This window comes from Streptomyces sp. NPDC034103 (assembly GCF_055575395.1).
Genome location: NZ_JBVISS010000027.1, coordinates 36,598 through 57,512, shown reverse-complemented (window position 1 = coordinate 57,512; position 20,915 = coordinate 36,598). Strand labels below are relative to the sequence as shown.

17 protein-coding genes and 2 pseudogenes are annotated in these 20,915 nt (G+C 67.1%); 10 read left to right on the top strand and 9 right to left on the bottom strand.

The features are described from left to right. Nucleotides 1-212, top strand: a pseudogene (locus ACZ56U_RS38840) (hypothetical protein); the annotation flags it as partial. An 846-nt stretch (nucleotides 213-1,058) separates the two neighbouring features. Here ACZ56U_RS38840 and ACZ56U_RS38835 read toward each other — a convergent pair. Beyond that, nucleotides 1,059-1,340, bottom strand: a complete 282-nt coding sequence (locus ACZ56U_RS38835) for a hypothetical protein (protein ID WP_469088650.1) — start codon at nucleotides 1,338-1,340, stop codon at nucleotides 1,059-1,061. Nucleotides 1,341-1,476: 136 nt separating this feature from the next. On the opposite strand from ACZ56U_RS38835, the gene ACZ56U_RS38830 reads away from it, so the two are divergent. Next, complete coding sequence (locus tag ACZ56U_RS38830; protein ID WP_469088649.1) at nucleotides 1,477-2,235, top strand: transposase; 759 nt, start codon at nucleotides 1,477-1,479, stop codon at nucleotides 2,233-2,235. Nucleotides 2,236-2,450: 215 nt separating this feature from the next. Here the strand turns inward: ACZ56U_RS38830 and ACZ56U_RS38825 are convergent. Further along, a protein-coding gene (locus ACZ56U_RS38825; RefSeq protein WP_469088652.1) for an IS5 family transposase occupies nucleotides 2,451-3,310 on the bottom strand; the annotation gives its coding sequence in 2 pieces (ribosomal slippage) (nucleotides 2,451-2,944 and nucleotides 2,944-3,310; 861 coding nt in all). A gap of 368 nt (nucleotides 3,311-3,678) precedes the next feature. Here ACZ56U_RS38825 and ACZ56U_RS38820 point away from each other — a divergent pair. Together ACZ56U_RS38820 and ACZ56U_RS38815 are read left to right on the top strand one after the other, a co-directional pair. Continuing rightward, nucleotides 3,679-3,912 (top strand): DUF397 domain-containing protein, encoded by a 234-nt coding sequence (locus ACZ56U_RS38820; RefSeq protein WP_469088648.1) that lies wholly within the window; start codon nucleotides 3,679-3,681, stop codon nucleotides 3,910-3,912. Between the two features lie 104 nt (nucleotides 3,913-4,016). After that, entirely contained in the window at nucleotides 4,017-4,940 is a 924-nt protein-coding gene (locus ACZ56U_RS38815) for a helix-turn-helix domain-containing protein (protein WP_469088647.1), read from the top strand. A 43-nt stretch (nucleotides 4,941-4,983) separates the two neighbouring features. On the opposite strand, the gene ACZ56U_RS38810 is transcribed toward ACZ56U_RS38815, so the two are convergent. The 5 genes from ACZ56U_RS38810 to ACZ56U_RS38790 all read right to left on the bottom strand — a co-directional run bounded on the left by ACZ56U_RS38810 (nucleotide 4,984) and on the right by ACZ56U_RS38790 (nucleotide 9,121). Continuing rightward, nucleotides 4,984-5,811 carry an SAM-dependent methyltransferase gene (locus tag ACZ56U_RS38810; RefSeq protein ID WP_469088646.1) on the bottom strand — a complete coding sequence of 276 codons (828 nt, stop codon included), beginning with the start codon at nucleotides 5,809-5,811 and terminating at the stop codon, nucleotides 4,984-4,986. A 182-nt stretch (nucleotides 5,812-5,993) separates the two neighbouring features. Next, the gene (locus ACZ56U_RS38805) at nucleotides 5,994-6,437 is read right to left on the bottom strand and encodes a hypothetical protein (protein ID WP_469088645.1); all 444 of its coding nucleotides are present in this window, start codon (nucleotides 6,435-6,437) and stop codon (nucleotides 5,994-5,996) included. A gap of 2 nt (nucleotides 6,438-6,439) precedes the next feature. Next, nucleotides 6,440-7,456 (bottom strand): hypothetical protein, encoded by a 1,017-nt coding sequence (locus ACZ56U_RS38800; protein WP_469088644.1) that lies wholly within the window; start codon nucleotides 7,454-7,456, stop codon nucleotides 6,440-6,442. Nucleotides 7,457-7,557: 101 nt separating this feature from the next. Next, on the bottom strand, nucleotides 7,558-7,854 hold the full coding sequence (locus ACZ56U_RS38795) for a hypothetical protein (RefSeq protein ID WP_469088643.1): 297 nt from the start codon (nucleotides 7,852-7,854) through the stop codon (nucleotides 7,558-7,560). A 952-nt stretch (nucleotides 7,855-8,806) separates the two neighbouring features. Continuing rightward, nucleotides 8,807-9,121: a hypothetical protein gene (locus ACZ56U_RS38790; protein WP_469088642.1), complete on the bottom strand. Its 315-nt coding sequence runs from the start codon at nucleotides 9,119-9,121 to the stop codon at nucleotides 8,807-8,809. 706 nt (nucleotides 9,122-9,827) lie between these two features. On the opposite strand from ACZ56U_RS38790, the gene ACZ56U_RS38785 reads away from it, so the two are divergent. The 6 genes from ACZ56U_RS38785 to ACZ56U_RS38760 all read left to right on the top strand — a co-directional run bounded on the left by ACZ56U_RS38785 (nucleotide 9,828) and on the right by ACZ56U_RS38760 (nucleotide 15,318). Continuing rightward, nucleotides 9,828-10,391, top strand: coding sequence for a hypothetical protein (locus ACZ56U_RS38785; RefSeq protein ID WP_469088641.1), 564 nt, complete (start codon nucleotides 9,828-9,830; stop codon nucleotides 10,389-10,391). Between the two features lie 79 nt (nucleotides 10,392-10,470). Continuing rightward, nucleotides 10,471-10,803, top strand: coding sequence for a hypothetical protein (locus ACZ56U_RS38780; protein ID WP_469088640.1), 333 nt, complete (start codon nucleotides 10,471-10,473; stop codon nucleotides 10,801-10,803). A gap of 192 nt (nucleotides 10,804-10,995) precedes the next feature. Next, nucleotides 10,996-11,679, top strand: coding sequence for a hypothetical protein (locus ACZ56U_RS38775; RefSeq protein WP_469088639.1), 684 nt, complete (start codon nucleotides 10,996-10,998; stop codon nucleotides 11,677-11,679). Between the two features lie 109 nt (nucleotides 11,680-11,788). Next, nucleotides 11,789-12,139: a hypothetical protein gene (locus tag ACZ56U_RS38770; RefSeq protein ID WP_469088638.1), complete on the top strand. Its 351-nt coding sequence runs from the start codon at nucleotides 11,789-11,791 to the stop codon at nucleotides 12,137-12,139. A 42-nt stretch (nucleotides 12,140-12,181) separates the two neighbouring features. Then, the gene (locus tag ACZ56U_RS38765; RefSeq protein ID WP_469088637.1) at nucleotides 12,182-12,478 is read left to right on the top strand and encodes a hypothetical protein; all 297 of its coding nucleotides are present in this window, start codon (nucleotides 12,182-12,184) and stop codon (nucleotides 12,476-12,478) included. Further along, the gene (locus ACZ56U_RS38760; protein WP_469088636.1) at nucleotides 12,475-15,318 is read left to right on the top strand and encodes a tetratricopeptide repeat protein; all 2,844 of its coding nucleotides are present in this window, start codon (nucleotides 12,475-12,477) and stop codon (nucleotides 15,316-15,318) included. The genes ACZ56U_RS38765 and ACZ56U_RS38760 overlap by 4 nt, the downstream gene beginning before the upstream one ends. Nucleotides 15,319-16,684: 1,366 nt before the next feature. Here ACZ56U_RS38760 and ACZ56U_RS38755 read toward each other — a convergent pair. Together ACZ56U_RS38755 and ACZ56U_RS38750 are read right to left on the bottom strand one after the other, a co-directional pair. Further along, nucleotides 16,685-16,972, bottom strand: coding sequence for an STAS domain-containing protein (locus ACZ56U_RS38755; RefSeq protein ID WP_469088635.1), 288 nt, complete (start codon nucleotides 16,970-16,972; stop codon nucleotides 16,685-16,687). Then, a pseudogene (locus ACZ56U_RS38750) lies at nucleotides 16,972-20,856 on the bottom strand (SpoIIE family protein phosphatase); the annotation flags it as partial. The pseudogene ACZ56U_RS38750 and the gene ACZ56U_RS38755, both read right to left, overlap by 1 nt. Between the last annotated feature and the right edge of the window lie 59 nt (nucleotides 20,857-20,915).

Sequence of the window (20,915 nt, the reverse complement as noted above, 5' to 3'; positions counted from 1 at the left end):
AGCCCGCCCTCATCCGGCTCGGGAAGTGGTCGTACGCCTTCTACCTGGTGCACTTCACGATCCTGGCGGTCCTGTTTCACGTGTGGAGCGGGGGCGGGTACGTGGCGCCGATCAGCTTGGCTCTGGCCACGACCTTGCTCGTATCGGCCGCCATCTACCGCTTCGTCGAGTACCCCTGCTGTCGAACCACAGGCGCTGCCGAGGCTCGATGAAACGGCCGAGGCGGAGGTCGCGGTCAACTTTGCCGAGGAGATCCCGCAGCTGAAAGCAGTACTTGTCCCCGTCCAAGTGCTGCTGGTCCTCTTCGCCGCCCGTGACCAGGGGGGACTACCGAAGGGCGACTCGCTGCGGTCCGCGCCGCCCTTGCCGATCCACGTGCACACCTGCACGGTCCGCGGTCCGTCCGCGGTCGTGATCGTGCCGACCGCCAGCGTTCGCGGGGACTCGACGCTCGTGACCCCGTCGACCAGTGCGGCAATCCTCCGGATGAGCGCCAGGCTTGGGGGTCAGCCGGACGGCGACGTCCGGCGAGGGCGAGGGCGAGGGCGAGGGCGAGACGCCTCGCCACACCGCGGCCATCGTGCCACCGGCTACCGGTTCGAAGCCGTAGCCCGACGGCTGCCAGGTCTGCATTGCGTACGCCAGCGTGTCGCTCAGCAGCCGCTCGCTCTCCTCGGCCGACACAGCCGTCCATTCCTCCTGCCGCCTACCGCGGCGTCTTGGCCGGGGCCCGTGGGCCGTGCTGACCGTGTCCGTACAGGGCCGGCCAGAACGCCAGCCCTGCCATGGGCCAGGATGCCAGCACCGCGGCAACCCGCCGATCGTCCCGCGCTGTCCGGCCACCGCTGCAACACCGGACCGCGGCATCCGAGATGTGTTGCACCCATGGCCTGCCGAGTCAGGCCGATGGGGCGAGCCGCCATCACCGTGGCAGCCCGCTCTTCGCCAAGGGCTCCGTCAGTTGGCCAAGGGCACGCTGCAGTCGGCGCAGATGACTGCTCCATCGGCCAGCCCCACGTACCGCTGCATCTGCGCGTACGGGAGGTGCTGCTCACGCTCTACCCGCCGCAGCTCAACGGCCCGGACCAGGAACCGCGCGGGAGGGGCACCGGGGCGAGCATGTGGGGGAGCGGAATTGTCCAGTTCTCCCCTCGCGTGACGAACACGCGCCGGTCACCGGGGAGCTCGGTGACCGGCTGGTGATGGCGATCGTGGATCACCTCGTTGGCCGCCGCTTCCGACAGACCGAGCAGGTGCGCCCGCTCGGTCTCGTGGGCAGTCTTCCGCTGCTGCCAGATCATGGCCCCTGTGGAGACCCCCGCGCTGACCACTGCTCCCATGAGGCCCGCCAGCGTCTCTGCCGGCACTGTTACACCCCCCGATACTCAACTGCTCTGCCGAGCGTCATGTCGCGCCTCCCGTCTCCTCTCTACTAAAGCGTGTTGCAGAAGGCTGCGTAGCGGGCATTTCCCCTGTATGCGTGGGGTGTTGAGGTTTCAGCCGTTGTGGGTGGAGACGTTCACGGGACTGCGGATGCGGCAGTTCGAGCGCCTGCTGAAGGTAGTCCGTCAACGGGGTGGAGACGGGCCCGGTGGCGGCCGTCCATGGTGTCTGCCGCTGGCCGACCGCGTGCTGCTGGTGGCCGTGTACTACCGCACGAACCTCACCATGCGGCAGCTCGCCCCACTGTTTGGATGCTCGCCTGCGACGGTGTGCCGAGTCATCCAACGGCTGCGGCCGCTGCTGGCCATCGAGCCGGCAGATGCGGTGGAGCGGTTGTGGATCGTGGACGGCACCCTCATCCCGGTGCGTGACCGGAAGACCGGGGCGTCATCACGCAACTACCGGTTTTCGGCGAACGTGCAGGTCATCATCGATGCCGACACCAGGCTGGTCGTCGCCGCGGCCTGCCCGGTCCCCCGCAACACCCCGGACGCGAAGGCATGGCGCGACTCCGGTTTGGCCGCGCACTGCGAAGGGGTGACCGTCCTCGGCGACGGCGCGTACATCAACACCGGGCTCGTCGTCCCGCACCGCAAACGTCCCGGACGGGCCCTGCTGCCCGGCGAGGAGGAGGACAACGCAGAGCACCGCAAAGTCCGAGCCCGCGTTGAACACGCCTTCGCCCGCATGAAGCACTACAAGGTCCTCCGCGAGTGCCGCCAGCGCGGCAACGGCCTCCACCACGCAGTGCAAGCCGTCGCCCACATGCACAACCTCACCCTCGCAGCATGATCAGACCGCTCCCAGAGCGGCCCTAACCTGCCCGGACACGACCTTCTGCAACACGCTTTAAAGCGTGTTGCAGAACGGCGATCACGACAGGATCCGGCCACCCACGGCAAGGTCGACTGCCCGGTTGTGCGCCGATTTCTACCGTCCTGGCAGCGCCCTCGAAGCACCTTTTGCAAGATCGGTCCGCGTTCTGCAACACGCTTTAGGGTCCGTCTTCAAACGGATCTTGCCCAGAGCAGGACTGATGCGAGAGTGACCGCCGCTTCGTAGGAGGTGGCGGTCTTTTCGTATCGGGTGGCGATACCGCGGAAGCCTTTGAGTCGGTTGAAGCATCGTTCGATGACGTTGCGTTGGCGGTAGATCTGCCGGTCGAACGTTGGCGGTCGCCCGCCGCGGCGGCCGCGGTTGTGCCGGTGTCGCTGCTGGTCGGTCTTCTCTGGGATGGTGTGCGCGATGCCGCGTTTGCGCAGGTAGGCGCGGAAGCCGCGGGAGCTGTAAGCCTTGTCTGCGATGACCTGGTCGGGCCGGCAGCGGGGTCGGCCCGGGCCGGTGCGCGGGACACGGATGCGCTCCAGAAGAGGTCGCGCGCAGATGCCGTCGTTGCGTTGGCCGGGTGTCACCAGGATCGCGAGGGGGCGGCCCTTGCCGTCGCAGGCGAGGTGGATTTTGGTGGTCAGTCCGCCTCGGGATCGGCCGAGGGCGTGATCGTCCGGTTCGTCCGGGCTGTTGATCCCCTTTTTCGGCCGGTGGTGGCGGCGTGCTGGTGGGCGCGGACGATGGTGGAGTCGATCTGGACGAGCCAGTCGATGTCGCCGGCCGCGTCCGCGCCAGCTTGGATCTGCTGCAGGGCCCGGGTGAACACGCCGTCCAGGGCGTATCGGCGGAAGCGGGTGTAGACGGTCTGCCAGGGGCCGTAGCGTTCTGGCAGGTCACGCCAGGAGATCCCGGTCCGGATCTTGTAGACCATCCCGTTGATGACCTGCCGGTCCGACACCCGCGGCCGGCCTGTCGCAGCCCGCGGTATCAGTGGAGCGAGTAACTCCCACTCCTGATCGGTGAGTTCATGGCGGCGTATCACACCACCATGATCCACCACCCGGTGATCTTTGGAGACGGACCCGTGCCGTAACGGGCGGCACCGCCCGTCTATCCGGCCGCTCGGCGCTCCAGTCTCTTGCAGCGCAGCCTGAAGTGGAGCTGGTGCCCAAGTCTCGTTCCGCCGCATCTCTCCGGACCAGCTCATCGAGCACTCAGCGCTGCTGCGAGACGCCCACCGATTGGTGAGTAGTTTCATCCGACGAACGGGTTCGAACTGCACTCTTTCGGGGACATGTTTGCCCGGGCCTCCACGCATATCCTTGCACGATCGACGGCTCTGATTCCCATATGGGAACCACGTGCATCAGGGCTAGGTCAGCACTACCAGAATGGGCGAGGATGGCAATGGCGATCACGAACGGCGTTCCGGCAGACGAGATCACGGGGGTCACCTGGTTAAAAGCGCGGGCGAGCATCGGAGCCGGCGAGTGCATCGAAGTGGCGAAGCTGCGGGAGGGCGGTGTCGCCATGCGGAACTCAAGGCATCCTGACGGCCCCGCCCTGATCTTCACGGAGGCGGAAGTGCGCGCCTTCCTCGACGGTGCGAAGGGATCGGAGTTCGACCACCTCGCCGCTTAATGGCGCGACCGTGAGTCATGCTTAGGTCATAGTTTGTGGCGGCGGGCGTACGCAAGGCATTCTGGGGTCAATTTGTGTTACCTCTGAAGCTTCGGAGTGTGTGTATGCCCGCCGCTCGTAAGTCCCAGCGCGAGTCCGACGCATCGGTCGTCCGCATGCAAGCATCTGACGAGCAGCGTCCCGCCGGGCGACTTCTGGGCGATGAACTGCGCTTCCACCGTGAGCGCCTTGGGTACACCCTTTCCGACGCGGCTCAGGTAATCCGGGCCTCCACGTCCAAGGTGAGTCGCCTGGAGCGCGGGGAGAGCCCGGCCAAGCCGCGTGACGTCCATGACCTTGCCGTCTTCTACGGTCTTTCCCGGGAACAGCAGAGTCAGCTGGACCAGCTCCTGGCCCAGGCGGGCAACGCGGATCTCTATGCGCGTTTCGCTGACGTGACTCCCAACTTCCTGAAGCGCCTGATCCGTCTGGAGGCGACCGCGGAGACCATCTCCGTCTTCGAGCCGCGTGTAGTGCCCGGCCTGCTGCAGACCGAGGCGTACGCGCGGGCGCTTGTCCGGATGATGGAGGTCGGCCTGTCAGACGTAGGAATTGACCGTATTGTCGCGCTGCGGATGCAGCGGCAGGTCATGCTGGACAAAGGTGTTCCCACCCTGGCCGCTCTCATCAGCGAGGAAGTTCTCTACCGTCCGTACGGCATGGCGGGCGTCATGGCCGAGCAGGTGGGGTTCCTCCTGAAGGCAACGCTGACGAATCGAGTCAATGTCCGCATAGTCCGCAAGGAGGCCATGGTTCCGCCGTATCCGATCTTCCACTTGAAATTCACCGACGGCGACTGCCAGGAGTTGGCCTACGTGGAGCACCTCGACGGAGCCAACTACGTCACGCAAAAGCGCCAGCTCGACAAGTACCGCCACCTGCTGGACAACGTGCGCGCGAACACGTACGAGCGGGAGGACAGCACGGCCTCACTGAAGCGTGCGCTCGAACACTGGGAGCGGCGAGCCGCCGCAGAAGAGTCGGGCTAAGGACCGCAACTCCGGCTCTCCCGCGGCGACGTGGCCGCTGCGGCTACCCGAGGACGCGGCCGACGCCGCCCCACTCGACCCAGTCCGTGGGGCGTAGGTGTTTCGGTGGCGGCACGGAGTCGGGGCGCCAGTCGATCACGTCAACCAACCCGGGCGGTGATTCGATCTCCAGTGAGTCGAAGTACCGGCGGACCTCGTGGGGTTCGCGTACTCGTCCCCAGTTGCCGTGTGTGGCGTCTGCCATCAGTTGGGTGACGCCATCTCGTACGGAGGGATCGTCACTGACGAGCTGGCAGATGACCATGTAGCTGCCCGGGACGAGCTGGTCGGCTAGAGCTTTTACTACCGCTGCGGGATCGTGTTCGTCGTCGGTGTCAGGCAGGCAGTGGAGTACGGATACGAACAGTGCCGCGATCGGCTGGCTCCAGTCGAGGAATCCGTCGGTGGCTTGCCGGATGTCGTGTGTGTGCCGCATATCGCAGTCGACAACCATGGTGTTCGTGTTGTCGTCCAGGGATGTGCGTGCGTGGGCGAGAACCATGGGGTCGTTGTCGACGTAGGCCACTCTCGCGCCAGGATGGACACGCTGTGCAACCTCGTGGACATTGTCCTGGGTGGGCAGGCCGGAACCATGGTCGAGGAACTGATCGATGTGCTTCTCAGCAGCCAGATTGCGTACCACGCGCCTGAGGAAGTCCCTGTTGCTGCGAGCCAGCTGTTGAGTGCTAGGAGCGATCTTCAGAAGTTCACTGCAGGCTACGCGGTCGACCTCATAGTTTTCCGTTCCCCCTAGGAGCCAGTCGTACATACGTGCGGCACTGGCGTTGCTGGTGTCGATGAAGTGAGTTTGGGGTTTCTCCCCGTAGGCCATGCGCGCTCCCGTGAGCCCCGGCGCGGGCTGGTGATCTGAATGTAGGGGCTCATCCTAGGAGTACGGGAAGCGGGCGGCTAGTCGCTCAATGGGGCGTAAACCACGGGGCTGTTACGCTCCTGGGTTGTGCTTCCCCGCCGGTGCACGCCGGCTGCTTCTGGGGCAGGGCGTCGTTGTCACCCTCAGTTGGAGCCCGGTAGATTGTGGAGATCACGCTCGGCCCCACGTAGGAGGGCTCGGGCGTCGGGGCCTGCAAGGCCCATGAAGCCGGCGGCGTCATCGACGGGCAGCCTGAGGCGATGGTGCAAGAGCATGATGTCGGCCTGGTCATCCCGCAGGACGGCATGGAATTTCCCTGCCTGCTTCGCTGCACTGATCGTGTGACGGTCGGCCTCGGCGCGGAGATCTTCCCAGGCTCGGGCAGCGGGGCTCGCACTGCCCAGCGTTGCGATCCAGCGTGTTCCCAGGGCGCCGAGTACAGCATCCACGCAACGCCTTGCATCCGTCTGATCCCCCAGGCGCACTTGAGCGTAGCGAAGGTAGGTGTCGCGATTGGCCTCGCAGAAGGCTGCGAACTCCAGTCGAAACAGCTGTGGGCAGGGTGAGCGGCGGTCGTGCCCGGTCACTGTCAATGTTCTCCTGTCCGGATGGGACGCTGCGCAGCTCGTGTGGCCATCCACAACGATGCGAAGCGGGAGGGGTCCGCGCCCAGCCTCACGAGGAAGCCGCTCAGCAGCGGCCAGTCCGGCGCCGCTTCGCCAGCGAGTGCCGCGCAGGCTTCAGCCACGCTCAGGCCCGGCGGACAGCTTGCGGCGATATCCGGGAGCCCCGCCGCAAGCTGGGCGCCACGCAGCGCCGCTCCCAGACGTCCGGGGCCGGTCAGTGTCTCGGTGGGCCGCGGAACGCCCCGGGCGCAGTGCCACAAGAGCTGCAAGTCCTGCGGGTCGCCCCCCAGCGCGTGAGACAGCACGTAGGTCTCCGGCCAGGAGAGGACCCTGCAGCCGTCAAACATGGCGGTGATGACTGGCAGCGACAGGCCAGTGGTGTCCGAGACGAACTGGAGACTGACGCCTGAACGCGCATGAAGCGTACGCAGGGCAGTGCCAAGTTCCTGCACCGCACTGTCCTTCGACGCCGCAGCGGAGGGCGCGCCAGCCTGGTTGGAGGCTGCTGCCAGCGGGAGACTCCGGTCTGTCGGCTCTGACATGGACAGCGATGCCCGCTCGGAGACCAGGCGCTGAACACGTACACCGCCCCACCTGGCCCGCGCGGCTGCTGCGCTCAGCCCGGCCGCAGTGGCAACCTCTGTCCACGTCCATCCATTACGACGCGCGCTATCGACCGCCACAGCGGCCAGGCACTCTGCATCCTGACGGAGAAGGGCAGTCAGGTCCAGCGCTGTTGCCAGGTCCAGCTGATCACTGCCGGCAGCCAGCAGTTGCTGGGTGCGGACGAACAGATCACCGGTGATTACCTGCCACTCGGTATGCGACGGTTTGGCCGCGCGTCGTTCACGGTCACGCTGACGCTGTGCGCGACGCCGGCACACCGGGTCGCAGTAGTCCTTGGGACGCCCGCCCCGGCATGGTTGCCCGACCTCCTTGCCGCAGAAGGCGCACTGCGATCCTGGTGATGGCTTCGCCACCGAAGACTCCCTTCCCCGACCCAGCACTTGATTGCCCGCGCTAGCGGGCAGGAACAGTCCCGGGTGGGCGCCATACAGAGGCGCCCACCCAGGAGCCGGAGTCAGGCCCGGCGGAAGCGAATGACGCGGAGGTAGCTACGGCGGGACAGACCCAGCAGACCCAGAACCAGGGACACCAGGCACGGCCACAAGCCAGGGACCTCCTCCACGGCGGGCCACGCCACGATCAGCAGGACAATGACCGCCAACAGGGTGAGGACGGCGATCAGCAGGCTTGAGCACAGCCGAACATCGACCAGTGTGGTGATACAGGTTTCACCACCACCCAAGGCAGGGATAATTCCGAGGGGAACATCCGGGGGAGTAAAGGCCAGCTCCCGGTTTTCTCCGTGGGTCACGTTCAATCCTTTCTGCGGTTGTCGATGGCCTGACAGGTGGCCCTGGGATGCACCCCCGGGGCCACCGCTATGACAGCCCGCCATCGGTCGGCTGCCATGCGGTCACGACACCATATCGTCCTATCGGGACGATTCACTGGGCAGTCCGACCGGCTTCCCCTTATGCAAGCCGCTCCCGTCCTGCAACTCTGCCGCAGGGTGACAAGGATCGTTCATTCGCGCTCCATTTCTGACCTAATCACTTCGTCTGCCTGATGGCTATGGGCTGAAAAACTGCCCAGACGCCTCCAGAAAAGACTCAATGGTTGATAACTTCCCAGATGAGGGGGCATGTCTAAGGTGTCGCGGGAGGCGTCGCGAAAATCCACAAGAGGAACTCGGGCGTCCGCACTCATAAGCCCGTGCAGATGGGAAAATAGCAAAGGCGCGAAGGTGAATTTCCCTCTCGCAGGTGCGGCCGATCACGACCGAGATGCCTCAAGACATGCCGACGAGCAGGCAGGATTCCGCCCCCCTGCTCTGCCCATCGTCTTCACTCGGCAAAGATTCAGATTGATGCGCGGCACGTGAAGACATCGCACCCGTAAGTGACGCGGCGCTCGATTCGATCTCATGTTCTGCTTCATCTGCACATCGGCCTGAGGGTGGGTCTCCTCCTGCGACAGTGCCTTTTCATCATCCGCAGCCCGTGCTGCCCTCACGAGCTTGACGGCGTAGCCGCCGGCAGTGAACCGGGGAAGCTGGCGTTCGAAGCGGTCGAGGCCGTCGTAGCCTGTCGTGGTTCGGGCAAGGCTAAGGACTACGCGATAGCAGTGAGGTGTTGGGCGAGGCGGCTGGGATCGTCGTGCCACGGCACCCGTGCCAGGTTGGGGATCACGCTCTGTCGGGCCAAGCAGGTCGACCTCGCGTACCAAGGGGAGGCGGGCGCCGTGGTGCAGGAATGGGCGTGCGGTCAGGTCCGGGCGGAGGCGATGTACCCCGTCACCCAGTTCGAGAACTCGCATGCCAGGTGCCACTGGTGCTCGGCGAACATCCACGACGGCAGCGTCGCCGGGAACGCCACAGCGAGCTTTGCGCTGAATCCGCCGCTAGGGAAATCGCGGAACTGATGGCGGACCGCGCCAATCTTGGTGCCGTCGGGGGTGCGCGCCCATCCGGAGGTTCGAACCGGGTAGAGGGGGTCCTCTTCGATCGGGACGCCGACGGTGTCCGTGTAGTCGATGAGGAACTGGGCGGCCAGCATGGCGCCCCCGGTCACCTCGATCACTTCCCGGGGCGGGGTCACTGGACGTCATGGGTCCCAGGATGAAGCGCCGCTGACGGCGGCACGGCGCGAACTGGTCGAGGAGACCGGTCTGGACCCCGAGGAGGGATCGGCTCCACGTCACGCCACTTCTGTGTGGCGGTGTCCCACTGTGTGGGGGTGTCGGTGAGGCGGAATTGGCAGACGGCGATGCCGTCTTGGGTGAAGCGGACTTCCACGCCACCGGCGACGGTGCCGCTCACGTGCGTGACGGACGGAGCCATGCGAACACCTATTTGCAATAATAGTGTTTCTTGAGGGAGGGGCAACCCCCCCTGTCAGCACGTCCTGCCGCTGGGGACGGCGGTACGGCGGGTGAGACGCCGGCAGCGGGGCCTTCCATCCGGTCGGCGGTTGCAGGCACTGAGGATGGACGAGATGGGCGAGGATCAGTACGCCGCCGAGGAGGCGGTGATCGAGCGGAGCTGCCCCAGGCCCAGTTCCTGGAGTTCAACGAGTACTGCGGGTTCCTGGCGCACTATGGGGCGCGGAGCTGGGAGCTGACCCGGCGACACGACGACCCCGAGATCGCCCACCGGCATCGCATGAAGTACTCGAACGACTTCCTGGAGAGCTTCACAGAAAAGGGCCTGACGAGATCAGCCCCCGGCAAGGTGAGCAGTTGATGGGATCAGCCCTACGGGGTTGGTCCCGTCGGCATGATCTACCTGTGGACTCAACAGTGATGGCGGGATGGATCGGTGGCCTGTCCGGCCTTGGCGGCGCTGCCGTAGGTGCAGCGGGTGCGGTCTGGGGAGCATGGCGTCAGCAGAAGCACGAGAGGGATCAAGCACGTGCAGACCGCGAGCACGCTCAGCACGACTCGGCCTATGAAGGGGCGGTGCAAGCGCTCTTCTCGATCAAAGCGCTCTTCCGACGCCAGTGGAGACGTGACATCGATAAGGACTGGGAACCCCAACTCCTCAGCGAGCTGGACCGCCTACGTTTGGCTGCCCTGAGCTTCACGTCGACTGATCTTCGGACGCGCCTCGAAGAGGGGGTCGAGATCCTCACGTACTGGAAGAAAACCACATACACCGAGATCGACAACGGGAACCGGCCCCGCTTGGTGATCAAGGTAATTGAGCATCTCGTGACCGTCCTCGGTGAATACCGGCGGGGGACAGAGATCTCACAACCCCCAGTGGACTACCGCAGCGCGAAGGAGGGCGTCTTCCTGTACATCGAAGAGATGGAAGCCGAATTGGAAAGGGACCGAGAGAGCGGCGCTTGATCATGCAAGCAGAGGCGTTGGCGGCCTTGTTTGCCTTGGCGGCACTCTGGTGGGTGCAGCCGTCTCCACAGGGGCTGTCGTGTGGCAGCAGCGCCGGACAGTCCACGAAGCCGAGCGCATACACCTTCTGGGCCTTGGCGAAGCAGCGGCCGGCGAGGTCATCCAGCTCAACTACGCGCTCCAGGACCACTTCGTCGAAGCCATAGTGGCAGACCCGTTCAGCAGCGAGTGGACGGATTGGGCTTCTCGCCTGGACGAGCTGAATCGCCTCCTGGAACAACAGGCCCTCAGATTCGCAGATCCCGAGGTCCGCCACTTCCTGGAGCAGGTTCACACCAAGATTGACCGTGGCCCGGTGAGGCTCCGCGAGTGCGAGCAGCGGTTGCCCCATCCCTCGGTAGCTTCTCTGTGAAGACGTTCGGACCGTCAGGGGCACCGTGCTACGGCGCCAGTCCTTCCCCTCGGGCCTTTGGGGCAGCTGTCCAGACGAGTCGGCGTCGCTATGACGCCCGTCGTCGAAGTTGCCCGCCCAAGGCGCAAGCCGGTCACCGAGGACTTGAGTGGATCAGCCCCACGAGGCCGGTCCCGTCGGCATGATGACCGCGTGGGAGAACTTTGGAATTGGATAACGTCCGACTTTGGCACAGGTTTGATGGGCGCGCTCGTCGGTGGCGGCTTCACGCTCCTCGGGACCTGGTATCAGTCGCGGAAGGACGCCGCCGCCGCTCACCTGACCCATACGCGGGATGTGGCACAACGGGCAGTAGAAGCGGTGACAACGGTCGCAATCACCATTCAGCGGCAGACGTACCGAGGGCATGGCACGTTCGAGGACCGCGAGGGCTGGGGCCGCGAACTGACGGCCCACCAGTCGAACCTGACCGCCCTCCTGGCGCTGCTGCCGGATGACCAGCGTGAGACCCGACGACGCGTCTTCGACCTCTTGGAAGACGTCCGGCACTGGGACGGCACGCAGGTCTGGGAGCACTACCGCATTCGCACCACGCTCTTCCTCGGCGAGATGGCGCTCTGGCTCGCGGCGCTGGCCCGTGGTTCGGAGCTGCCCGAGTACAGGGCTATCGGCCTGGTGGCCGATGAGCGGATCTTGGACTACCGCCGAGCGGAGCTGGAGGACGAGCGGGAGACGTTGGTCCAACGAGCCGAGATGTACGAGCTGGACGAGGAAGAGCACGAACGGGTCCGGGAGATTGACGCCGAACTGGAGGAGATCAAGCAGGGCCTGAGTGCGCTCAGTCAGCCGGATCAGGCTCAACTAACCTCGTCTTGACGCCCGTCAGCGATAGCTTGCGTGTTGAAACACTGCGTCGATCCCTTACTCGGCGGCGGGGGCTTATGGGGGCATCGCCGCCCGATAGGTGCCCCACAACTTTTCCGCTGTGGTGCAGGTGGTGCTGTCGACCGCGCAGGTCTGGCACACCGAAGCATGGCGGGACACTCCCGTGGCCTGCACGCTGGGCGGTGCCGAGTTGGGCGAGCGCGCTGAGCAGTGGCAGCACCTGGTCGACAGGGCCGAGACGTGCCAGGAGATCCCCGACGGCGTACGCCTGTCCTTCCCCGCCGCCGCCAGGCCGGTCGGCGAGACCGCGCCGCTCGCCGCCGCCGAGCAGGGCTGCTGCGCCTTCTTCGACTTCACCCTGCACCTGACCCCGACCGCGCTCCAGCTGGGGGTGTGGGCGCCCGAACCCGCCGCCGGGATGCTGGCCGACCTCTTCGGAGCGCCCTCGTGACCACCCCCGCTTCCCGCCCCTTGGGCCCCGGTGGGCGCCGGCGTGGCCGCCCTGGCCGCCTGCGCGGTGTGCTGCGCCGTCCCGATCCTGGCCGTCCTCGACTCCATCGGCGTCACCTCCGCGATCGGCGTCCTGTGGGTGCCCGCGCTGGCCGTGCTGGCCGCGGCCGCCAAACTCGGCATCCTCGTTGTACGGTGCCGCCGCACTGCAAAATTTCCTGAGCCCGACATAGCCTCTCTGCTCAGCTATACCTCCCTCTCACGCCGACCGTCCGACGCGATGAAGAAGAGCCGAAGCCGCCGAAACGATCAGCACAGGCAAAGAGGTAATGGATCATGAGCAGCGACAGCGTGCTGGGCACCGTGGTGATTTGCACCGCTCTGGATATCGAGTACATCGCCGTCCGTGAGCACCTTGAGGGCCCGTTCGACGAACGGGAGGAACGCGGCGCGATCTATCAGATCGGCACCTTCTCCACCGACGGCGGCCGCTGGAGGGTCGCCCTGACCCAGACCGGTGCTGGCAACACCCAGGCCGGCGTCCAACTCGATCGCGCCATCGCGGTGTTCCACCCCACGCTCGTGCTGTTCGTCGGGGTGGCCGGTGGCCGCAAGGACGTCGCCCTGGGCGACGTGGTGATCGCCGACGCCATCTACGACTACGAATCCGGCAAGGACACCGCCGAGGAGTACCTGCCCCGCATCAAGACCACCGCGCCGTCCCACCGCCTGCTGCGCCGCGCCGGACAGCTCGCCCGCGATGGCGCCTGGCAGCACCGCATCCTGCCCGCCGAACCCGAGAAGCCGCCGAACGCGGTGGTCAAGCCGATCGCGGCAGGCGGCAAGGTCGTCGCCGATGAGAACTCGGCCACCGCACAGTTCCTTAACCGGCACTGCGGTGACGCCGCGGCGGTGGAGATGGAAGGCCACGGGTTCCTGCACGGCGCCGACGTCAACGACACCGTGCAGGCACTGGTCGTGCGCGGCATCTCCGACCTGCTCTCCGGCAAGACCGAGACCACCGACGCTCATTGGCAGCCGGTCGCCTCCCGCCACGCCGCCGCGTTCGCCGCCGAACTGCTGGCCCGCTACACCGCCCCAGCGGCCAAGACGACTGGTGCGGTTGCGCGCCAGCTGCTCGCAGCGCCAGCGGGGTTCGTCGGCCGCACCGATCAGTTCGCCGCTCTCGACCGCCTCCTGCCCGCCACCGACGGTGCGGTGAACATGCACGGCGGCCACGAGGCGGGGGCAACGGCGGTGATCTCTGCGATCGGCGGCACCGGCGGTATCGGAAAGACCTGGCTCGCCCTGACCTGGGCCAACCGCAACCTGCACCACTTTCCTGACGGACAACTCTCGGTGGACCTGCGCGGTTTCAGCCCAGGCGAGCCGCGCCACCCCGCCGATGTGCTGGCCGACTTCCTCGCCGCCCTCGGCGTTGACCGCGATCACCAACCCGCAGACCTCGACGCCCGTGTCGCGCTGTACCGCACCCACACCACCGGCAAGCGGATGCTCATCCTGCTCGACAACGCTGCCACCCCTGACCAAATCGTCCCGCTGTTGCCCGGCGGCACCACGTGCACTGTCCTGATCACCAGCCGCGACCGGCTCCGTGGCCTCATTGCCCGCCATGGCGCCCGCCCCGTGCACGTCGACGTGCTTACCGACACCGAAGCCCGCACCCTGCTCAACACAGCCCTCGGGGACACCCGCCCCAGCAATGACACGATCGGACCGATCACCGAGCTGATCGGTCTGTGCGGCGGATTCCCGCTGGCGCTCGGCTTGATCACCGCTCGTATACGGACCCACCCCGAACTGCTGGAGGACCTCGTCGCCGAACTGCGCGACCTCGGCCTCGACGCTCTGGACTCTGACGACCCCGAGTCCAGCCTGCCCACCGTCCTGTCCTGGTCCCTGCGCCACCTCGCTGACGAGCAACGCACCTTGTTCGGGCTGCTCGGCATAGCCCCCGGACCTGACGCCACCTTGCCAGCCGTCGTCTCCCTCGCGGCCCTAGCCCCGGCTCGCGCACGCAGGGCATTGTCCGCGCTAGAGGAGGCGTCTCTTGTCGAACGGCGTCCGGGCGATCGCTACTTCATGCACGATCTGGTCCGCGACTACGCCGCCACCGCCGCCCGCGAACTGCCCGACGACGTGCGGCAGTCGGCCCTAGTCCGGGTGACGGACTTCCATCTGCACACCGCCCACGCCGCCGACCGCCTCCTGAATCCCCACCGCCAGCCCGCGCAGCCCGAACCGCCCGCACCAGGCGTCCACCCGCAGCCGCTGCCCAACGCCGCGGCCGCGATTGCCTGGCTGGAGGCCGAACACGCCACCCTCCTCGCCACCCAGCGCACCACCGCCGTCCTCAGCCGCTACCGCGTCGTCTGGCACCTCGCCTGGGCACTCGAAACGTTCCACTACCGGCGGGGACATCGGCGCGACGCGCTCTCCTCGTGGCAGGCCGCGCTGGACGCCGCCGCTCACCTACCCGATCCCGGCATCGGCAGCCGCACTTATCGATTCCTCGGCCGCGCGTATTCCCGACTGGGCCGGCACGAGGAAGCCACTGGATACCTGGACCAGGCCCTCGAACTGGCCGTGTGCCACCACGACCTCACCGAACAGGCACACACCCACCGGGTCCTCGCGGCCGCCTGGGAGCTCCGGGGCGAGGACCAACAGGCCCTGGACCATGCCCGACACGCCCTCGCCCTCTATCGCACCCTCGGCCAATCGACAGGAGAAGCCGAGACGCTCAATCAGGTGGGCTGGTACTCCGCGCGCCTTGGCGACTTCGACACCGCTCGCGACCACTGCAGCGCCGCCCTCACCTTGCATCGAGACAGCCACAACTACACAGGCGAGGCAGCCACACTGGATAGCCTCGGGTTCATCGCCCACCGCACGGGCGAGCACCGACAGGCCCTCGACCACTACCGCCAGGCCCTCACCTTGAGGCGCACTCTCAGCCATACGTACCAAGTCGCGGACACCCTCGATGGTGTCGGCCATCCGTACACCACCCTCGGACAACACGACCAGGCCCGGGCGGTATGGCGGGAGGCTTTGGACCTATATCAGGAGCAAGGCCGCGACACCGACGCTCAGCGCGTCCAACGGCAACTCGACAAACTCGACAACCCGAAGGGCGTCATAGATTCCCACAAATGACTGGTCGGGTCGTGCCGCGGCGTGCACCATCATCACGCGCAAACCCTTTCCACGCAGCGAGATTCCCCGCTAGCGTACCGAATCCGATCAACGTCGGATCGAGCAATCCCATGCGACTGGCCCAGTCCACCACCGGGCTCGTAATTGGGTTCTGACGCCACCGGCCGCCCCACTGATGCGGTGCGCATCATTACGCAGAGTCGGTGTTCGCGGGGCACTCGTCGGTGAGGACGAAGCGGGAGCACTCCAGCGACTCGACGTAGGGAGCCTTCTGCGCATCGGTGGACGTGGATCTCCCAGGTCACTGGGTGTTCTACCTGTGGGCCAACGATGTGATCAACCGGATGGTCATAGTTCAAGTGCCGAGTGGCTCCCGTGGGCCAGACCTCGTCCAGCTCGGCGTGCAGGTCGGTCAAGGGGCAGCAGAACGTCGCGAGGATGGCGAAGAAGACCAGCGAGCGGGGGCGGGACGTGCTGGCCCTCCCGCACCCCCGCTTCTCGCCGTTGTCGATTGAGGCGTTTAAAGGGTTCCCATACCTGACTCCACCATGAGTAACCGTCTCTCAACCTGGGCCCGTCCTGAGGGCTGAGAGCTATCCGCGGGCATGTCAGGTCCTCTGGGGGATGGCAGTTGAGAAAGGCGACTGCAGGGGACGTGAGACGCCGATGGATCGTGAAGCCGCTGACGTACTGAGGCTGATGCCTGCCGGAATCCGGAGGGCCCGACTGCCGTGTCGGGCTTCGACGAGCATGCCGCCGAGGCGGCGGACCGCAATGAAGAGCGCGGTGAGGGCGACAGGGTCAGGGCGGGGGTCAGCGGCGCAGGGTGAGGGGCAGCGCTTCCAAGCCGCGCAGCATCATCGTGTTGCGCCAGCGCAGGTCGCGCTCCTGGCAGGCCAGGGTCATTCCGGCATCCGGCCGATCCGAGCATCGCAGGCCGAGGCCGTCAGTCAGCAGTGCCGTCGGCAGCGCAGGCCGACTGACAGGCTCGCCCCTGCGTCAGGCGGGCGCCCGTCACGACCTCCTTCTCCCAGTCGTCGGGCAGCCGGTGACGGGTTGTAGCAGCAGCACGCTGTCAAGAGCAGCCGCCGGAAGACGTGATCTGCCGCTGCTCGTACTTCAACAGCCGATCGGCGCAGCGAGGTCCCCCCGATGTCTCGACGGTCGCCCACCCGCCTCGGCTGTCCCCGGGCGGAACCCGGCACCGGCGCACAGGCGGTGACCTGCCCACATCCCGTCGGCGACGAAACCACGGTTGGGCCTGCCATGGCCGGCTCCCGCTCTGCAGGTACGGCCGCCCCGGCATGGTCGCAGCGCTGCCCGACTCCCGCTGGCCGGTCAGCACCGTGAAGAGCTGAGGCGTCCGCTACAAACCGTGGACGGTGGTGAGGTCGGTGAGGCCCGAGATCGTCAGTAGGGGGGCGAGGAGAGGAGTGGCCACGAGTTCGACGCGGTCGGCGCGGGAGAACAGCACGTTGAGGCCGGCGCTGTCCAGGTATTCGACGCCGGTGAGGTCAAGGACGACGGGGCCGTGCGTGGTGTCCAGGGCCTCGGCCAGGGCCTCGGTGTTGGTCATGTCGATCTCGCCGACGGCCGTCAGCAGCGCCGTGCCGTCGGGCCGCCGACCAGGGGTCAGGGTGAGCGGAGTAGTCATCACACGATCCTCATGTGCATGTCGACGGTGGTCCCGGCGGCGCCGGAGGTGATGGTGACCTGGTGCATCATCGCCTTCATCAGGGCCATGCCACGGCCGCGGTGAGTGTTGGCATCGGGTTGCGGGGTCTTCCACCGACCAGTGTCGGCGACGATCAGGCGCAGGCCGCTCACGTACGCCTCGGCGCGCAACCGGACACGGTCGCCCGGGGTGTGGCGATGGCCGTGCTCGATGGCGTTGGCGCAGGCTTCGCCGACGGCGACCAGAACGTGCTGCGCCGTTTGCGGCGGAAGCTGACACCGTTCGAGCCAGGTGCGCAGAGCCTTGCGGACCGGCGCGAGCTGCGACGACTCGGCAGGGAAGGTCATCTCCAGCGGTGCGGGGTGGCGGTAGAGCACCAGGGCAACGTCGTCGTCGAAGCCGTTCTCGGGAGCGAGGCGGGTCATGACCTGGGTCGCGAGGTCGTCGACGGCGGCTTCCCTGCCGTCCTGGACGGCTTGGCCTGCCTGGTCGATGCCCTCGCTGAGCGGGCGGCGACGGCGCTCGACGAGGCCGTCGGTGTATAGCAGCAGGGTGGCGCGGGCGGGGATGGTGCATTCCGCCTGGGGGCGTGGTCTGCCGGGGCGGACGGCCAGCGGAAGGGACCGCCCGTCTTCCAGGAGTTTGGTGGTGCCGTCGCGGTGGGCGAGAACGCCCGGCGGGTGGCCGGCGCTGGAGTAGGTCAGGCGGCCGGTTGCCGGGTTCAGGACGCCGCAGAACACGGTGGTGCACAGGGCACCGGGGATGCCGGCGGCGAAGTGGTCCAGGGCCATGAGGGTCTGGGCGGGGTTGGCGTCCTGTAGGAGCAGGGCACGGCAGGCGTTGCGTAGCTGTCCCATGACGGTGGCCGCTTCCAGTTCTCTACCGACGCAGTCCCCGACGACGATGCCGATCTGTTCGTCGGGCAGGGCGACGGTGTCGTACCAGTCACCGCCCACTTCCAGGGGCTGGGTGGCGGGTTCGTAGCGGACGGCGAAACCCTCGGGCAGATGGGACGGGCCCAGGATGGCCCGTTGCAGGGCGATGGCGGTTTCGCGCTGTTGGTCGATCTGGCGGACGCGGACCAGGCCCTGGGCCAGGTGTCCGGCCAGCAGCGACAGCAGCAGCTTGGCCTCGTCGGTGAAGGGCCGGCTCTGCCCCAGATCCACCCAGAGCACCATCGGGCCGTCGGGGTGCTCCATGGTGATGCCCGCACTGGTGTGGTCGGTGACCGGGGTCAGCAGCGGTCGCTCGCGCAGGGCAGCGAGTGCCTCGCGCCGGTTGGCGGGCAACTCCTGCCAGTCCGGTGCGGCTTCCGCAGCGGTCAGTACGGGCTCCGCTCGATCGCGGAAGACGACGGCCAGGACCTGCCGGGCCCGCCAGAGGCCCTTCAGTTCCCTCAGGGCACCGGTCAGCGCCTCGGGCAGACTAGTGGCCTGGGAGAGGCGCAGGCTCAGCGCCGCGAGGGCGCTGTCGCGCTGGATGGCGTAGCGCTCGGCGGTGACGTCACGGAAGGTGCCGACAATGACGTGGTGTCCAGTGTGGGGTTCCTGTACCTGGTTGAAGGCGGCATCGATCCACAGCCGATGTCCGTCACGGTGGGTGACGGGAACTGTGTAGCGGCTGTGTCCCTCGCCCATCAGACCGGCGAATGCGTCGGCGACCTGCTGGTGGGCATCCGGATCAGCGTCGGCGTCCGGCCACCAGGGGTGAATGGGTGTGTAGGGCAGCTCCTCGGGACCGTAACCCAGGATGTCGGTGAACGCGGCGTTGATCTCGATGACCGCACCGCCCTCGTCGCAGACGAAGAACGCCTCCTGCATCGAGTCGACCAGCGCGGTGCGCCAGCGGGCGTGATGCGTGCGCAGGCGGGACAACTCCACGTTGGCCCGCACCCGGGCCAGCAGTTCCGCCGCCGCGAACGGCTTGACGAGGTAGTCGTCGGCGCCAACCTGAAGGCCCTCGATCGAGGCCTCCTGACCGGCCCGGGCGGAGAGCAGCAGCACGGGCACGGCCGCGGTACGCGAATCCGCGCGCAGCGCTCTCACCAGGGAAAGCCCGTCGAGCCGGGGCATCATGACGTCGCTGATCAAAAGGTCCGGGGCGTCGGCGCGGACGGCCCGAACGGCTTCGTGCCCGTCGACGACCGTTTCGACGTGGTATCCGGCGCCCCGCAGGATGCGGGTGAGGCACTGGCGAATGTCGGCGTTGTCGTCCGCGATCAGCAACCGTGCCGGTACCACGGGTCCGGAGGTGTAGGGCGCGCCGTGGTCGGACATCGGCATCACGGGCATGTCCGTGTCGGACGTGCCGGTGGGCAGCCAGCGCAGCGCTTCCAGGACGTACGGCTCGCGGCCGTGGCCGAGACAGCCGCGGCGGACGCGCTCGGGGCGAGGGTGCCAGCGGGCAGGTGCTCGGAGCCGAAGGGCAGCCGGATGGTGAAGCGGGTGCCCTTTCCCACCGTGCTGTCGGCGCTGATGGTGCCACCGTGCAGGCCGACGAGCTCCTTGACCAGGGCGAGGCCGATGCCGCTGCCCTCGTTGGAGCGGGAACGGGCCGTTTCGATGCGGTGGAAGCGTTCGAAGAGCCTCGGCATCTCCTCGGCGGGTACACCGATGCCGGTGTCGGCGACAGTGATCACCGCGTGGTCGCCCTCGGCGCGGACCGCGACGCCGATGGAGCCGTCGAAGGTGAACTTCAGCGCGTTGCTGAGCAGGTTGAGGACCACCTTCTCCCACATGCCGCGGTCGATGTACACCGGCTCGTCCAGTGCGGGGCAGTCGACCTCGAAGGCGAGGCCGGCTTTGTCCACGGCCGAGCGGAAGACACTGGCCAGCTCCGCGGTGACCGCCGACAGGGCCACCGGCTCGTACCTCGCTTGCATCCGTCCGGCTTCGATGCGGGAGAAGTCCAGCAGGCTGTTGACGAGTTTGCCCAGCCTGAGACCGTTGCGGTGGATGGCTTCCAGCTCTTCGCACACCGGGACTTCGGCACCGTCGAGCCGTGCGCGGAGCTCTTCCAGCGGCCCCATGATCAGCGTGAGCGGGGTGCGGAACTCGTGGCTGATATTCGAGAAGAAGGTGGTTTTCGCCCGGTCCAGTTCCGCCAGTTCCTCGGCCCGGCGCTGCTGGGCCTGGTAGCTGCGCGCGCTGGCGATCCCGGCCGCGATGTGTCCGGCGACCAGCTCGACGAAACCGCGGTAGCCGGGTCCCAGGGGTCGGTACCGGTTGAGTCCGGCCACCAGGAAGCCGTAGGGGTCGCTGCCCTGTTGCAGCAGGGGCACGACCAGGGCCCGGGTGGGCGGCTTCGGCCACTCGCCGACGAGCAGCGCGGTGAATGGGGCGCTGTCCAGAGCCAGGACCGCGGACTCGCCCCGGGCCGGCGCGGCGGTGGGCCACAGGGTGTCCCCGGCGTCCGTCGGCAGGGTGACGGGCGCCGCAGGGTGCCCTGCCGGCAGCCCGGTGGACCCCGCCAGTCGCGCGGTGCCGTCCGGCTGGAAGAGGTATGTCAGCGGGCAGGTCACGGGGGTTGCGGCGGAGTTGCTGACCGACGAAGGCAAGCATCTCCTCCTCGGTCCGTACGACGCCGGGGTCCGAACCGAGGTCCCGCAGCGTCGCCATCCTCCGTTCGCCGATGACCCGCTCGGTCTCCTCGCTGACCACGCACAGCATCCCGACCACCGCGCCGGAGTCATCGTGCAACGGGCTGTAGGAGAACGTGTGGTAGCTCTCCTCGGGATACCCGGATCTCTCCAGGAAGAGCAGCAGTGCCTCGTCCCAGGTGGCTCGGCCGGTCGTCAGCACCGCTTCGATGCGCGGGCCGATGTCGTCCCAGATCTCCGCCCACACCTCGCTCGCAGGTCGACCTTGATCCCGGTCTGCGGCCGGCGTTGCTGGCACTCATGGGGTAGCGCTCGTGCTTCGGC

Coding starts and splice junctions, on each gene's coding strand:
- ACZ56U_RS38835 (WP_469088650.1), bottom strand. CDS start 1,340: ATGGGAGCAGTGGTCAGCGCGGGGGTCTCCACAGGGGCCATGATCTGG.
- ACZ56U_RS38830 (WP_469088649.1), top strand. CDS start 1,477: ATGCGTGGGGTGTTGAGGTTTCAGCCGTTGTGGGTGGAGACGTTCACG.
- ACZ56U_RS38820 (WP_469088648.1), top strand. CDS start 3,679: ATGGCGATCACGAACGGCGTTCCGGCAGACGAGATCACGGGGGTCACC.
- ACZ56U_RS38815 (WP_469088647.1), top strand. CDS start 4,017: ATGCCCGCCGCTCGTAAGTCCCAGCGCGAGTCCGACGCATCGGTCGTC.
- ACZ56U_RS38810 (WP_469088646.1), bottom strand. CDS start 5,811: ATGGCCTACGGGGAGAAACCCCAAACTCACTTCATCGACACCAGCAAC.
- ACZ56U_RS38760 (WP_469088636.1), top strand. CDS start 12,475: ATGAGCAGCGACAGCGTGCTGGGCACCGTGGTGATTTGCACCGCTCTG.
- ACZ56U_RS38755 (WP_469088635.1), bottom strand. CDS start 16,972: ATGACTACTCCGCTCACCCTGACCCCTGGTCGGCGGCCCGACGGCACG.